At 69.1% G+C, this 10,856-nt stretch carries 12 protein-coding genes and 1 pseudogene; 7 read left to right on the plus strand and 6 right to left on the minus strand.

Features of this window, described 5'->3' with window-relative positions; translation table 11 throughout:
• The 5 genes and pseudogenes from sufC to QH470_RS01410 all read left to right on the plus strand — a co-directional run.
• Positions 1–159: pseudogene (gene sufC / locus QH470_RS01390) on the plus strand (Fe-S cluster assembly ATPase SufC); the annotation flags it as partial.
• 1 nt (position 160) lies between these two features.
• Positions 161–1,438, plus strand: a complete 1,278-nt coding sequence (locus QH470_RS01395) for a cysteine desulfurase (RefSeq protein ID WP_280270397.1) — start codon at positions 161–163, stop codon at positions 1,436–1,438.
• 3 nt (positions 1,439–1,441) lie between these two features.
• Entirely contained in the window at positions 1,442–1,930 is a 489-nt protein-coding gene (gene sufU / locus QH470_RS01400; RefSeq protein ID WP_280270398.1) for a Fe-S cluster assembly sulfur transfer protein SufU, read from the plus strand.
• Positions 1,923–2,297 (plus strand): metal-sulfur cluster assembly factor, encoded by a 375-nt coding sequence (locus tag QH470_RS01405; protein ID WP_280270399.1) that lies wholly within the window; start codon positions 1,923–1,925, stop codon positions 2,295–2,297. The genes sufU and QH470_RS01405 overlap by 8 nt, the downstream gene beginning before the upstream one ends.
• A gap of 10 nt (positions 2,298–2,307) precedes the next feature.
• Positions 2,308–2,670 (plus strand): hypothetical protein, encoded by a 363-nt coding sequence (locus QH470_RS01410; protein ID WP_280270400.1) that lies wholly within the window; start codon positions 2,308–2,310, stop codon positions 2,668–2,670.
• Between the two features lie 16 nt (positions 2,671–2,686).
• Here the strand turns inward: QH470_RS01410 and QH470_RS01415 are convergent, their stop codons facing one another.
• Positions 2,687–3,343 carry a maleylpyruvate isomerase N-terminal domain-containing protein gene (locus tag QH470_RS01415; RefSeq protein ID WP_280270401.1) on the minus strand — a complete coding sequence of 219 codons (657 nt, stop codon included), beginning with the start codon at positions 3,341–3,343 and terminating at the stop codon, positions 2,687–2,689.
• A gap of 256 nt (positions 3,344–3,599) precedes the next feature.
• Positions 3,600–4,499 (minus strand): RNA polymerase sigma-70 factor, encoded by a 900-nt coding sequence (locus QH470_RS01425; RefSeq protein ID WP_280270402.1) that lies wholly within the window; start codon positions 4,497–4,499, stop codon positions 3,600–3,602.
• A gap of 176 nt (positions 4,500–4,675) precedes the next feature.
• On the opposite strand from QH470_RS01425, the gene QH470_RS01430 reads away from it, so the two are divergent.
• The gene (locus tag QH470_RS01430; RefSeq protein WP_280270403.1) at positions 4,676–4,825 is read left to right on the plus strand and encodes a hypothetical protein; all 150 of its coding nucleotides are present in this window, start codon (positions 4,676–4,678) and stop codon (positions 4,823–4,825) included.
• 5 nt (positions 4,826–4,830) lie between these two features.
• On the opposite strand, the gene QH470_RS01435 is transcribed toward QH470_RS01430, so the two are convergent.
• The 4 genes from QH470_RS01435 to QH470_RS01450 all read right to left on the minus strand — a co-directional run bounded on the left by QH470_RS01435 (position 4,831) and on the right by QH470_RS01450 (position 10,049).
• Entirely contained in the window at positions 4,831–6,057 is a 1,227-nt protein-coding gene (locus QH470_RS01435) for a cytochrome P450 family protein (RefSeq protein ID WP_280270404.1), read from the minus strand.
• Between the two features lie 8 nt (positions 6,058–6,065).
• Entirely contained in the window at positions 6,066–7,313 is a 1,248-nt protein-coding gene (locus tag QH470_RS01440) for a cytochrome P450 family protein (RefSeq protein ID WP_280270405.1), read from the minus strand.
• A 620-nt stretch (positions 7,314–7,933) separates the two neighbouring features.
• Positions 7,934–8,938, minus strand: coding sequence for a CE1 family esterase (locus QH470_RS01445; RefSeq protein WP_280270406.1), 1,005 nt, complete (start codon positions 8,936–8,938; stop codon positions 7,934–7,936).
• Positions 8,939–9,008: 70 nt separating this feature from the next.
• Complete coding sequence (locus QH470_RS01450; RefSeq protein WP_280270407.1) at positions 9,009–10,049, minus strand: isopenicillin N synthase family dioxygenase; 1,041 nt, start codon at positions 10,047–10,049, stop codon at positions 9,009–9,011.
• Between the two features lie 207 nt (positions 10,050–10,256).
• On the opposite strand from QH470_RS01450, the gene QH470_RS01455 reads away from it, so the two are divergent.
• On the plus strand, positions 10,257–10,676 hold the full coding sequence (locus QH470_RS01455; RefSeq protein ID WP_280270408.1) for a DUF4189 domain-containing protein: 420 nt from the start codon (positions 10,257–10,259) through the stop codon (positions 10,674–10,676).
• Positions 10,677–10,856 lie beyond the last annotated feature (180 nt).

Here is a 10,856-nt window from a genome sequence, read left to right on the forward strand (position 1 = left end):
CACTACACCCGCATCCTGCGCTACATCCAGCCGCAGTTCGTGCACGTGTTCGTGGGCGGCCGGATCGTCGCCGAGGGCGGGCCGGAACTCGCCGACGAACTGGACGCCAACGGCTACGTGCGCTTCACCTCCGCCGCGGCCGCTACCGCTGGAGCCTGATATGACCGCTACGGTTTCCGATAGCCGGGTCCCCGGGTCGCGTGCCCTCGACGTCGCGAAGATCCGGGCCGATTTCCCGATCCTCAGCCGCACCGTGCGCGACGGAAAACCCTTGGTCTACTTGGATTCCGGAGCGACCTCGCAGCGGCCGGTGGCCGTCCTCGACGCCGAACGCCGGTTCCTCACCGAGCACAATGCCGCCGTGCACCGCGGCGCCCACCAGCTCGCGGAGGAGGCGACCGACGCCTACGAGGGCGCCCGCGCCGACATCGCCCGCTTCGTCGGCGTCGGCGCGAACGAGATCGTGTTCACCAAGAACGCGACCGAATCGCTGAATCTGGTGGCATATTCCTTCGCGGACAACAGGTTTCCGTTCCATGTCGGCCCCGGCGACGAGATCGTCACCACCGAACTCGAGCACCACGCCAACCTGGTGCCCTGGCAGGAGCTGGCGCGCCGCACGGGCGCCACGCTGAAGTGGTACGGCGTCACCGACGACGGCCGCATCGATCTCGATTCGCTGGAACTGTCCCCGCGCACCAAGATGGTGGCCTTCACCCACGCCTCGAACGTGACCGGCGCCTTCGGCCAGGTCGAGGAGCTGGTCCGCCGCGCCAAGGCCGTCGGCGCGCTGACGGTGCTGGACGCGTGCCAGTCGGTGCCGCACATGCCGGTGGACTTCCGCGCGCTGGGCGTCGACTTCGCCGCGTTCTCCGGGCACAAGATGCTCGGCCCGTCCGGCGTCGGCGTGCTGTACGGCCGCTACGAGCTGCTGGAGCAGACGCCGCCGTTCATCACCGGCGGCTCCATGATCGAGACCGTCTACATGGACCACAGCACCTACGCCCCGCCGCCGCAGCGGTTCGAGGCCGGTGTGCCGATGACCTCGCAGGTGGTCGGCCTGGGTGCGGCGGTGCGGTACCTGGAAGAACTCGGCATGGAAGCCGTTGCGGCGCACGAGCACACGCTCACCGGCGCGGCACTCGAGGCCCTGAGCGGGCTGGACGGCGTGCGAATCGTCGGCCCGGTCGAGAACGTCGAACGCGGTGGCGCGGTGTCGTTCGTGGTCGACGGCATCCACGCGCACGACGTCGGCCAGATCCTCGACGACGAGGGTGTCGCGGTGCGGGTGGGGCACTTCTGCGCGTGGCCGCTGCTGCGGCGCACGGGCGTGCCCGCCGCCGTGCGTGCCTCCTTCGCCGTCTACAACACCGTCGACGAGGTGGACGCGCTGGTCGCCGCGGTGCGGAAGGCCCAGAGCTTCTTCGGAGTTGCATAGATCATGCGCATGGAGCAGATGTACCAGGAAGTGATCCTGGACCACTACAAGCACCCGCATCACCGCGGGCTGCGCGAGCCGTTCGGCGCCGAGGTGCACCACGTCAACCCGACCTGCGGCGACGAGGTGACCTTGCGCGTCCACATCGACGGCAAAGGCGATGTCGCCGACGTCTCCTACGACGGCCAGGGCTGCTCGATCAGCCAGGCCGCCACGTCCATCCTCGCCGACCAGGTCATCGGCCTGCCGGTGCAGCAGGCGTTGAAGACCGTCGACTCGTACAGCGAGATGATCTCCAGCCGCGGCACCGTCGAGGGTGACGAGGAGGTGCTCGGCGACGGCATCGCCTTGGCCGGCGTCTCGAAGTACCCGGCGCGCGTCAAATGCGCGCTGCTGGGCTGGATGGCGTTCAAGGATGCCGTGGTGCGGATAACCTCCGCAGAGCAGAACGAGCGCAATAGCTTTTCCACGAACGGGGAACGCCATGACTGATACACCCGCAGAGACTCGAGCACCCGCCGACGAGCGGCAGCTGTCCGCCGAGGAGCAGGAGCAGCTCGAGAACATCGAAGAGGCGATGCGCGACGTCGTCGACCCGGAGCTGGGCATCAATGTCGTCGACCTCGGCCTGGTCTATGGCCTGCGCCTGGAGAACGAGGTCGCGGTGCTGGATATGACGCTGACGTCGGCGGCGTGCCCGCTCACCGATGTCATCGAGGACCAGTCCCGCAACGCGCTGGTGCGCAGCGGCCTGGTGGAGGACTTGAAGATCAACTGGGTCTGGATACCGCCGTGGGGCCCGGACAAGATCACCGAGGACGGCCGGGAGCAGTTGCGGGCCCTCGGTTTCACGGTCTGACAGCGCGCCGGTGACCAGCCCGCCGCGCCGCGGCTGGGCGGTGCCGCTGTGGGGTGCGGTCGCGGCTCTACTGACCGCGCCGTTGGCCGCGGCTGTGGTGGCGTGCGTGTACCGGTTCCCGGTTCCGTTCGCCGAGTACGCTCGCGGGTCGTCGGGTGCGGCCGACGCCGCCCTGGCGAGCGTGTTCTATCTGATACTCGGCGGTGCGCTCGTGCTCGCCCTCGCGGGCGCGGTGGTCGGGATGCTCGTGCAGCGGGGGAGCGCCCGGAACCCGTGGCGGTCCGCCGCGCTGACCACGCTCGGCGCGTTCGCCGTGGCGACAGTCGCCGCGGTCATCCTGGCGACGCTCGAATTCGTCATCGGCCCTTGGTAATCGGCGTGTGCTCCCGTCAGCCGAGGATCAGGGGAACCTTGCCCGCCAGGTCTCCCATTTCGGCTTCTTCCGCGTCGGTCGGGACCCGCCGCCCGGTACCGATCAGCAGCGCGTCGCTGTCGGACCACGTCGCGGGAAACGCTGTCCCAGCGATCTTTTCGAGAATTCGCCGGGACCGGGCGAGCGTCTCCTCCGGCGGTGCGGCGACATGCGGCAGGTGTGCGACGAGGTCGAGATGGTGCAGCGTCCATTCCAGGACGTAGGCGGCGAGGTAGTCGCCCGCGGTGATGACCTCGTCGCGGGTGCGCAGCCATAGATTCGGGTCGGCGAGTTCGGCCGCGCGCCCGGCGGCCGAGCCGACATCGTCGAGGTGGAACTGCAGCAGGCGCGGATCCTCGTAGGCGGCGGCCAGCCGGACGGTCAGAGCGTCGAGCGGCTCCTCGCCGGTCGGCTGTTTGTCGGTGACCTCCCAGTACGTCACCGCGTCGCGCGTAGGTTCGGAATCGGCGGGTGTGACCAGCGTGATCAGCACGTCTTGGGCGTCGATGACCAAGTGGCACACCAGATCTCGCACCAGCCACCCGGTGCATCCGGACGGCTGGGTGAAATCCTCGTCCGAGAGTCCGGCCACCGCCACCCGCAACGCCGCCCAAGCACGTGAGAACAGATCCACGCCCGCAAATTAGCAGCCGCACCCGACAAATGTGACCGATATCCACGGTCACCAGCCCTCGGGCCCGGCTGGCGATCATCTTGGTGGCGTCGGCGGATTTGCCGAGGATCCGGCCGATCTCGGCGAACGGGACCGCGAACATGTCGTGCAGCACGAAGGCCAATCGCTCGCTCGGGCCGAGCTAGTCCAGCACGACGAGCAGCGCGAGCCCCGCCGAATCGGCGAGCGCGCGAGCCGCCGCGGAAAGGTAACGACTTCAGCCGAGGCTCAGTGTGGTCGCGGATTCGACGCGGGTCAGCTTCTCCGGGTTGCGGACGAAATAGAGGCCGGTGAAACGGCCGTCCTCGATCCGGAACGCCATGACCCCCTCGATCTCGCCGTCGAGGCGGAAGAGGAGGGCGGGGTTGCCGTTGATCGTCGTCGCCTCGGTGGTGAGCGTCGCGCCGACCTTGCGGAGGCCGGCGGCCATGAAGCGAGCCACCTTCTCCGCGCCGACGACCGGGCGCGGCGCGGCGCGTTTGACGCCGCCGCCGTCGCCCAGCAGGACGACCTCCGGCGCGAGGACGTCGAGCAGGCCCTGCGGGTCGCCGGTCTCGATGGCCCGCTGGAACGATTCCAGCGCGGCCTTGGCCTGGGCGGGCGTCGCGGTGGTGCGCGGCCGGCGGGCGTCGACGTGCCCGCGGGCGCGGTGCGCGATCTGACGGACCGCCGCGGGTGTCTTGTCGACCGCCGCCGCGATGTCGTCGTAGCCCATGTCGAAGACCTCCCGGAGCACGAAGACGGCGCGCTCGGTGGGGGAGAGCGTCTCGAGGACGAGCATCAGCGCCATCGACATGCTCTCGGCGAGTTCCACGTTCTCGGCGACATCGGGAGTGGTGAGCAGCGGCTCGGGCAGCCAGGGACCGACGTAGGACTCCTTGCGGCGCTTCAGGGTTCGCAACCGGTTCAGCGATTGTCGGGTGGTGATCCGGACCAAGTAGGCGCGGGCGTCCTCGACCTGCCCGGGGTCGACCTGGCTCCACCGCAGCCAGGTCTCCTGGAGCACGTCCTCGGCGTCGGCCGCCGAGCCGAGCATCTCGTAGGCGACAGTGAACAGCAGATTGCGGTGGGCGACGAACGCCTCGGTCGCCGGGTCGGTGGCGTGGTCGGTATCCACAGCAGGTCCTCTTCCTAGCCGGCCGCCGATCGTGCGGCTCGATGCGATCGACCATAGGACACCGCGGGCCCGCCCGCCGTGACAGCCTGTGATCCGGTTCACCGCACGGCCCGGCCGTTTCGATCTTGGCAGACCGGACATCCGAGGGAGGTAGGCCCTCGCACGGAAAGGAGAACATGACCGTGGCGTTCCAGGACATCATCGCCCAGCTCCGCCAGGACATCACCACCGCGTCGGACGCCGGTGACGAGGAGACCGCCGACCGGCTGCGCAAGGAACTCGACAAGGCCTTGCACAGCGGCGGCGAGTCGGGCGAGGAGAAGTAGACCGGCTATCGCAGCTGAACCGGGAGCGTGCGGTGTCCGTTCATCACGACGCTGGGTAGGTGACCCAGCGCCGCCGGTTCGGCGGCCAGGCGCATCTCCGGGAACCTCTCGAACAGCGCCGCCAGCCCGACCGACGCCTCCATCCGGGCCAGCGGCGCGCCCAGACAGTGATGGACACCGTGCCCGAAGGCCAAGTGGCTCTTGGTCTCCCGGTCCGCGTCGAACTCGTCGGCGGTGTCCCCGTACACCTGCGGGTCGCGATTGGCGCCCGCGAACGAGGCCATGAACGCCTCGCCCCGCGCGATGCGCACGCCGTCGCCGAGATCGATGTCGGCCACCGCGAACCGGAACGGCATGTGCGCGATCGGCGGTTCGTGCCGCAGCGCCTCCTCGATCACGTCGGACCATGTGATCCGGCCCGCGTCCAGGTCCGCGCGCTGGCCCGGATGGGTGAGCAGCGCGTGGATGGCGTGATCGAGCAGGTTGGTGGTCGTCTCGTGGCCCGCCGTGATGATCAGCGCCAGGGTGTCGCTGAGTTCCTGCTCGCTGAGCCGGGCGCCGTCCTCGTCGCTGGTGCTGATCAGCACGGTGGTGAGGTCGTCGCCCGGGTGGTCGCGCTTGTACGCGATCAGCTCCGCCAGCGCGGTGTTGAGCTGGACGAAGTTGGTGACCGCCGCCTCCGGGCCGAGTGTGGTGTCGAGCGTCCGGTCGGCGCACACCTGCAGCGTCGCGCCGAGTTCGGCCGGTACGCCCATCAGTTCGGTGATCACCCGGATCGGCAGTGGCCGGGCGAATTCCGCACGGAGATCGGCGATGTCGCCCGGCGCGGTCTCGGCCAGCCGATCCAGCAGGTCCACGGTGATCGCCTCGATACGCGGCCGCATATCGCGAGTTCGCTTGTCGGTGAAGGCCGGCGCGACCAGCCGACGTAGCCTCCGGTGATCGCCGCCGGAGGCGTTGAGCATGTTGCGGACCGCCACCCACGGCACCATCACCCAGTCGGGCGGCAGTTCGCCGTCGCGATACGCCGACCAGTGGTTCGGATCCTTGGACACCCGCGGATCGGTCATCAGCCCGCGCAGTACGGCTTGGTCGGTGACCGACCACACCGTGACCGCACCGGGCAGCACGACCGCCACGACCGGCCCGCGCGCCCGGATGCGCGCGGCCTCGCCCTGCACGTCCGCTCCGGTCGCGTCGAGGATCAGCGGAGTTTCGTGGTCAATCGTCATCGGGACTCCTAACGGGTGAGGATCATCGGTGCCGAGGGCGGGAACACCACCGGCAGCGCGGCCAGGGCGCGGTGGAAAGGTCCGGGCCGCCAGGACAATTCGGCCGCCGGGACGGCCGGTCGCATGTCCGGCAGCGCGTCGAGCAGCTGATCGAGCGCGCGCTGGGCGATGACCAGGGCCACCGGCTGCGCCGGGCAGGCGTGCTGGCCCGCGCCCCACGCCAGGTGCGACCGGTTGCCGGTGCGGTCGCCGCGATTGATCGCCGGGTCGTTGTTGCAGGCCGCCAGGCTGATCACCACCGGCTGATGGGCGGGCAGCCACACGTCGTCGATCAGCATCGGCTGCCGCGGATAGCTGACGCAGAAGTTCGCGAGCGGGGGATCGTTGAACAGCGTCTCGTCGACCGCGTCACGGGTGTGTAGAGTGCCGCTGATCACGCCGCCGGCGAACCGGTCGTCGGTCAGCGCCAGGCGCAGCGTGTTGAGGATGAGATTGGTGGTCGGTTCGGTGCCCGCCGCGTACAGCAGGGCCGCCTGCTGCACCATCTCCATATCGTCGAGCTGCTCGGCCGAGGCCATCAGCCGCGAGGTGAGGTCATCGCCCGGCGCGGCGCGCTTCTGCACGATCACCTCGTACAGGGTGGCGGCGAAGATCGCGTTGCCCTCCTCGGCGCCGATGCCCTCCAGGATGGCGGCCATGCCCTGGTACGCCTTGTGCGCGGCCTCGTGCGGGAACCCCATCACCTCGCTGAGCACCCGGAAGGTCAGTGGGAGCGCGTAATCCATCCGAATGTCCGCGGTGCCCGACGCGCAGAAGCCGTTGATCAGCTCCTCCGCCGCGCGATCGACCGCCCGCTCCATCTTGTTGAGATCGACCGTGGCCAGGCAGGACAGCGCGCGCCGGTAGCGGTCGTGCTCGTCGAACGCCGTGCGCAGCGCGTTCTGCCGGTACTCGAGCATCTGCTTGACCGGGCTGTCGTCGGGCACGTTGCCCTGCCACACCCGCGGATCGGCGGGGAAGTGGAACTCGTCGTTGAGGATCTCCAGCGCGGCCCGGTAGCCGAGTACGAGGGTCGCCGGGACGCCCGGCGCCAGTTCGACCGGCACCAGCGAGCCGTACCGCTTGCGCATGTCGCGGTACGCGCCGTGCGGATCGGCGGCGAACTCCGGGCCGCTCAATGCCACGCCGGTGCTGTGGATCGAGGTGGGCGATCCGTACCCGACCGGGCACGCGCCCTGTTGCTGTGGTGACGACATCGAGTCAGTCCACCGCCTGCTCGGCCGAAACCTGTTGTGCGGGTGCGGGACTGCATGATTTCCGGCCGCGGTGCGCCGGTGTGCGAAGCGTATGCGCGGGCCTGAACGGCACGTCAATTCTCACTGTTGGTGTCTCCTGACATGGAAGATCGTTCGCGCTGCACCCGCCGGCGGGCCGTCGTGGGTCTCGGCATCGTGATGCCCGTGCCGGTGATCGACCCGGGTCGGGGCCGCGGTCGGCCTGAAACAACCCAGCGGGGTTCGGTTTCGTCTGTGGGGCTACCGGTTTCGGCGCGCCGTGCTCACGTCCGGACCGGACAACCCGTCATGACAACGGGATTCGCGCTGAGGCGTGATAGGGGAATCGAAAGCGGTGTGTCCGGCGGTAAATTGCTCGCGTCGCCGACGTGCACCGGCGCAGACACCTCGGCCACCATGGTCTTCGGATCCATTTCAGGTGTCCCCTCCTGAGCGGGCCTGCGTCCGCATCGCTCGACCACGGCTGAAGTGCTGCCCTTGCAGGCTAGGCCATGCGCTCCGGATTCGCCAGGCATCCCGGCCGCATTGCCTTGTCGCACTGCTGGTTTCAGCGATGAGCGGGCAAATGTTACGGGCGCATTTCAGGACCGCAGCGGATGCGCCCGGAAGAAGTCCCACATGAGGGTGGTGGCACTGATCGAGTTCATGGAAGCGCCGACGATGAGAGTGGGATACAGCGTGGCGGACGAGCCCGGCCAGGCGTGCCCGCCACCGTCGACCGAGTACAACTCGACGTCGGCGCCCGCGGGGCATGCGTAGACGGTCAGGGTGGCATCCCGGGCTACCCGCTGTGTCGCGGGATCCGTGCCGCAGCCGTTGCGCCGCGCCCACGCGGCCGCGTTGTCCGGAATGCTCCGCGGGCCGGGGCCACCGGGCGAGCCGCTGTGGTCGTCGGGATCGACCGATCCGGTGCCGTCCGGTTTCGGCAGGAAGCGGACGTGCGCGCCCAGGCCGCCGGTATAAGCGACGATCGGGTCGGCCGTGCCGTGGAAGGCGATGATGGGAACGGCCCGGTCGGGCCGACACCAGTCGAAGTCCTGCAGCCCGGCCACGGCGGCGATGGCCGCGACGCGACCGGAGAGCTGGCACGCGATCGAGGACGCGGTGAAGGCGCCCATCGACATTCCCGCGACGTACACCCGGGCGCGGTCCACACACAACGTCGATTCCACGTGTGTGAGCAGGTCGGACAGATAGGCGATATCGGCGCTGCCGGGGCCGAAATCCCAGCGCGGCGCACCGGATTCCTCGAACTGCGGCGTGACCGTCACGAATCCCGCCTCGGCGCCGAGGCGGCTCAGGCCGGAGACGTCGTGCGCGATGACGGCAGGCTCCATGTAGCCGTGCAGATCGACCACCACGGGCAGCGGGCCGGTGTGGTTCGGCACATCCAGGATGTAGCTGCCCGCTTTCCCGGCCGCCGCGAACTGCTGGAGCGATTCCCCCGGCGCCGCCGCGGCCGCGCAACCGTCGGAGGCGGCCGGTGCGGGCTCGTCCGCGTGGGCGCCGCCCACTACGCATGTAGCGCAGGCGATCAGCGCCGCGGCGGTCCCTGCGGCCCGGCGGGAAATCCGACTTCCTAGCATGAGAACATGGTTTCAGACAAGCGGGATTCGAATATCCGAAATCCCCTAATTTGTCTCGCCTCACAATCCGCTACGGGTCTTCGGCGGCCGCGAGGACGCGGGCGGCCTCCCGCGCCGCGCCGGTATTCGGCTGCAGCGCACGCGAACCCGCCAATTTCGCGCGAATGTGCTCGGCGACGGTCGTGGGACGGTACCGGCTGCCCGCACCGACGCACGACGGCAGTGTCTCGATCACCGCGTCGATATTGCCGTCGTGGAAATACGCGGCGCTCCTGCGCCTTTCGATGGTGCCGTGCGTGATCGGCGGCCGCACGCGGTGCAGCGTCGAGAGCCAGCGCTCGTTGGTCCAGCGGGCCATCAGATCGCCGAGATTCACCAGCAGCGCGCCGTCGGCGGGCCGCACGTCGTGCCAGCGGGAGTCGGCGCCGAGCACCTGGAGTCCGGGCGCCCGGTCGGCCCAGAGCACCGTGACGATCCCGTAGTCGGTGTGCTCGCCCATGCCGGTGAGTTCACCGTCGAGGTCGACGGTGCCGGGCGGCAGCGCGTAGTTGTTCATGCGCAACACGTCGAGGGAGTGATCGGTGAACCGGTCGAAGTAGCCCGGCGGCAGGGCGAGAGCGTCGGCGAAGATGGTGGTGAGCACCCGCGCCACCCGGGCGGCCTCCTCGAAATACGCCTGCACCCGCGAGCGGAAACGCGGAAGTTGTTGCGGCCAGAGGTTTTCCGCGTAATCCGACGTAGGGAGATCGAGATCCGGATATCGGTCGGCGGTGACCCCGACATTGAACGCCTCGAAATAGTCGTTCATCCCGTCGGCCGCCTGAACGCCCAGACTGAGGCTCAGACTTTCGCTGCGGGGCGGTGAGTATCCGCGATTGATCTCCGGCGGCGTGCGGTAATTGTTCTTGATGTCCGGATCGAGGGCGAAGAAGGAATCGACGGCCGCCGCGAATTCCGCGATCACCGCGTCCGGGACGCCGTGGCCGCGGATCTGCATGAAACCGACGGTGCGAGCGGCGTCGTCGATCCGGCGGGCGACCGCGGCGCGTGCGGTGTCGCCGCCACCCTCGGTGTAGGGCGAGATATCGATGATCGGCACGTGAAAGGTCACGGACTGCTCCTCTCGATCGGACGACTGGCTGTCAGAATCATGTACTCGTATGTCGGGAGGGCCCGCCCGTGTCACGGGCGTGTAAAAGCCGCGTCGGCCGGAACATTTCGAAACGGTAGCGCCCGCCGGCAGGTGGTGGACAGAACCACGCGCGGTGGAGAAAGATCCAGTCGTCAGATTGCCGTCTCGATTGGAGTGGAACTTTCTATGTCCTTGGTATCCAAGGCAGCCGTCGTGCTGGCCGGCGCGGCGGTCGCGGGCTTCGGGGTCGCCGGGCCCGCCTCGGCCGCCGGCACCCTGCACGGTGCGATCGCATTGTCCGACAGCACCGGAACGGTGGCGTCGGCGGTCAACTACGACGACCCCGGCGCCGCGGACGCCGCTGCCAACTCGCACTGCGGGGTCCGTGACTGCCGTGTCGTGCTGCACTTCACCGACGGGTGCGGCGCGGTGGCGCAGGGCGTCGACCGGAAGGTGGCGGTCGGCTGGGGCCCCACCCAGGCGGAGGCGGAGAAGCAGGCCCGCGACGTGCTGGGCCCCAGTGCCCCGCCGTTCCCGGACCTGGGCAGCGCCAGCCCGCGCCCGGCGACCATCGTGCTGCACGCCTGCACCGCGAACGCCGCCTGATCGTCGCGCCGACTCGGCCGGTCCGGACATGCTCCGGACCGGCCGTCGTCGTCCCCGGGCCGGAAAAAAGGGTGCGCCGCCGGGGGCCGGGTGGGGAGGGGGTGGGGCATAGAAAAAGTTTTTGGAAAGGCAAAACAGACCGGGGCAAAGGGTTATACCAACAACAGAAAACCCCCCCCC

It is taken from the genome of Nocardia wallacei, assembly GCF_029868745.1.
In the GTDB taxonomy this organism is placed as follows: Bacteria; Actinomycetota; Actinomycetes; order Mycobacteriales; family Mycobacteriaceae; genus Nocardia; species Nocardia wallacei_B.

Bases quoted from the DNA above. Each gene is read 5' to 3' on its own strand.
- QH470_RS01395 (WP_280270397.1), top strand. From the start codon at position 161: ATGACCGCTACGGTTTCCGATAGCCGGGTCCCCGGGTCGCGTGCCCTC.
- sufU (WP_280270398.1), top strand. From the start codon at position 1,442: ATGCGCATGGAGCAGATGTACCAGGAAGTGATCCTGGACCACTACAAG.
- QH470_RS01405 (WP_280270399.1), top strand. From the start codon at position 1,923: ATGACTGATACACCCGCAGAGACTCGAGCACCCGCCGACGAGCGGCAG.
- QH470_RS01430 (WP_280270403.1), top strand. From the start codon at position 4,676: ATGACCGTGGCGTTCCAGGACATCATCGCCCAGCTCCGCCAGGACATC.
- QH470_RS01435 (WP_280270404.1), bottom strand. From the start codon at position 6,057: ATGACGATTGACCACGAAACTCCGCTGATCCTCGACGCGACCGGAGCG.
- QH470_RS01440 (WP_280270405.1), bottom strand. From the start codon at position 7,313: ATGTCGTCACCACAGCAACAGGGCGCGTGCCCGGTCGGGTACGGATCG.
- QH470_RS01445 (WP_280270406.1), bottom strand. From the start codon at position 8,938: ATGCTAGGAAGTCGGATTTCCCGCCGGGCCGCAGGGACCGCCGCGGCG.
- QH470_RS01455 (WP_280270408.1), top strand. From the start codon at position 10,257: ATGTCCTTGGTATCCAAGGCAGCCGTCGTGCTGGCCGGCGCGGCGGTC.